The sequence below is a fragment of the Stutzerimonas sp. LR2 genome (assembly GCF_055755175.1).
Map to the genome: position 1 here is coordinate 1 of NZ_JBVTRR010000013.1, position 2,463 is coordinate 2,463.

Sequence of the window (2,463 nt, forward strand, 5' to 3'; positions counted from 1 at the left end):
GGATGAGTGGCAGATGACAAACCTTTAAGGTGGACAAAATGGGGTGCTTTTTCCAAAAAGATTCTCGGGGGAGGAAAACGCAAAAAAAAGCCCGGAAACCGGGCATGGTGATCGTTATGACTAACGAAGTAAAACACCTTTTTTATCATTAAAAGTGGATCAGTCACACTTTATTGCAATCCCTGGTGAGACGCAACCGTTAGGCTAGTTGGGATGCCAATTCCGTCGCATATTTTGCTGCAATATCGGGATTGTCGATGGATGCAATGAGCGGATGCTTAGCGCCGTCAGCGTTGACACCGTACACCACCCATAACAGCGTATCGCCAGGCGCTGCAACCAACTCATCGACATCACCACTCGCCGGAAGCTCAATGATTTCGTTACCGACACCTTCGGCACCGTATGCGATGCGAGTAAAGCCGTGATCTGTGCCCAGAGGCAATTCGTTGAGGACAAATTCACGCAACGCCGCAAGATCTTTCTCGGCGGTTTGCATTGCCAGAGAATGCAGGTTTGGAATGCGACATAAGATCTCCGCCGCACTGGCGGTATCGCGGGTCGTGGACATCAGAATATTAGCAGCCCACAGTGCGCCAGCAGCGAATTCAGTTGAGGTTAGTGTAGTCATAGGGAGTCCTTATCTTTTTTGTCGTTTGAAGCTTTCGCTTCCGTATTGTTTGAAATATTCAGTGAAGCCTTTATCGCTTTCACGCGTTGCTGATTCAGCAGCCTCTGTTGCTTTGCGCATGTCGCGCTCGGCGACCTCTTTGCTCAGCTGCATATAACGGGTCATGTTGTCAGCGCTGGGATCCGTAACCACCTCTTGATAGGCTGCTTGGTAGCGTTCATCCAACGATAACCCGAGCGAGGACGAACATCCTGCCAGAAAAAACGCCAGAGGTAAAATAATTAATTTATTCATATGGTTATGCCATTTTCACAGCCAGAGTATGGATTTCGTTTTGCCAATTTTCAGAGCCCGGATCTGGTTCTCATTTTACAAAAGGCCACCGTAATGATGGCCGATTGCGATTATTTGGACACAGCAGAACCGACCGACATCAGGGAACCGGCATTGATGAGACCGCCAACGCTTTGCGCCAGATCGGCAGGCATAGCCACCACTTTTGCGTTAGGGCTGGTCGCCAGGTCAGAGAGCGTCTGAATATAGTTGTTCGCCAACTGGAAGCTCATGGCCTCACGCCCACCCTCAATGGTGAGTGCTTCAGCCAGCTTGGACGAGGCTTTGAACTGCCCATTTGCCAGCGTTTCCAGCGCCGTCGCTTCGCGGATAGCAGACTCTTGCTTGGCTTCTGCATCCAGGATCATGGCTTCCTTCTTGCCTTGCGCTTCCATTATGGCTGCATTTTTATTACCGGCAGCGAGTTCTTCCGTGGCTTTACGCTCACGAACCGCAGCGGCCTGCTTCTCCATCGACTTCAGCATTGAGTCGGATGGCGTAATGTCCTGAATATCAACAGTACGCAGGCTCAAGCCCCAATCCACCATTTGCACGTCCATGCTTTGGCGTAAGCGCGCAGCCAGTTCGTCGCGGTTGGTCAGCGTCTCATCGAGCTCCATCCCGCCAACGGCGTTACGGATCGTGGTCATAACCAGGTTGCGCACGGCAGTGTTGAAATTATCAACCCCGTAGGCGGCTTTCTTCGGATCCGCGACACGGATAAAACAAATCGCATTAACCTGCGTCATGGCGTTGTCTTTCGTGATGGCTTCAATGCCCTTCACTTCGATCATCTGATCTTTAGCCGACATTCGGTAGGCGATGTTGTCCAAAAATGGGATCAGGATGTTCAGGCCGGGATTTAACGTCGTGTGGTATTTACCCAGACGCTCCACCACCCACTGATCAGCCTGCGGAACGATGCGCACGCACTGGTATAACGTGATACCGAGAAAGACCACAACAACAGCAAGTCCGATAAGTCCAATCATGTTTTTTTCCTATTCAATCCACGTTATTCCGCAGTCACTGCGGAGACTAAAACTACACCACTAGCAACACTCACGATCTTGACGCGCGCATCGCGTGGCAGCACCTCTTGTGATTTACACGGCCATTGCTGGTTACCCTGAACCGGCTTTGTCAGCAAAATCACACTTTCCCCACCTTCCGGTAACGCAAATGCCAATTGACCGACCTCGCCGATCAATGGTTCTTCCACGTATCGCTTCGGCTTATTGCGTGAGAACTTCACCCAGAAAAACGCACAACACACCGTTGCAATGCACCAAATGCTAATCTGCCACTGCAAACTCACATCAGGAGCAATCAGCGTGATAGCTGCTGGAATTATCGCGGCCAGCGCCATCCATAGGCCAAAAAAAGTCAATGTGAACAGCTCAATAATGCCAAAAAGTGCGCCCAGTCCCACCCAAATCCAAACCACTGTAACCCCCTTAAAACATCTAACCGATCATAAAAACGTAAGCGGCCAACTT

Annotated in this window: 4 protein-coding genes; all 4 read right to left on the reverse strand. The window is 50.6% G+C overall.

The features are described 5' to 3' along the window. Window positions 1-199: 199 nt before the first annotated feature. The 4 genes from ACVRRC_RS21565 to ACVRRC_RS21580 all read right to left on the reverse strand — a co-directional run bounded on the left by ACVRRC_RS21565 (window position 200) and on the right by ACVRRC_RS21580 (window position 2,411). The gene (locus ACVRRC_RS21565; protein ID WP_094962278.1) at window positions 200-631 is read right to left on the reverse strand and encodes a hypothetical protein; all 432 of its coding nucleotides are present in this window, start codon (window positions 629-631) and stop codon (window positions 200-202) included. A gap of 9 nt (window positions 632-640) precedes the next feature. Continuing rightward, window positions 641-925 carry a hypothetical protein gene (locus tag ACVRRC_RS21570; RefSeq protein ID WP_094962279.1) on the reverse strand — a complete coding sequence of 95 codons (285 nt, stop codon included), beginning with the start codon at window positions 923-925 and terminating at the stop codon, window positions 641-643. Window positions 926-1,035: 110 nt separating this feature from the next. After that, entirely contained in the window at window positions 1,036-1,956 is a 921-nt protein-coding gene (locus ACVRRC_RS21575) for an SPFH domain-containing protein (protein ID WP_094962280.1), read from the reverse strand. 23 nt (window positions 1,957-1,979) lie between these two features. Continuing rightward, a complete protein-coding gene (locus ACVRRC_RS21580; protein WP_472533433.1) occupies window positions 1,980-2,411 on the reverse strand; it encodes an NfeD family protein in 432 nt (143 codons plus the stop codon). Between the last annotated feature and the right edge of the window lie 52 nt (window positions 2,412-2,463).

Excerpts from the sequence above, each read along its gene's own strand:
- ACVRRC_RS21565 (WP_094962278.1), bottom strand. The coding sequence starts at position 631 with ATGACTACACTAACCTCAACTGAATTCGCTGCTGGCGCACTGTGGGCT.
- ACVRRC_RS21570 (WP_094962279.1), bottom strand. The coding sequence starts at position 925 with ATGAATAAATTAATTATTTTACCTCTGGCGTTTTTTCTGGCAGGATGT.
- ACVRRC_RS21575 (WP_094962280.1), bottom strand. The coding sequence starts at position 1,956 with ATGATTGGACTTATCGGACTTGCTGTTGTTGTGGTCTTTCTCGGTATC.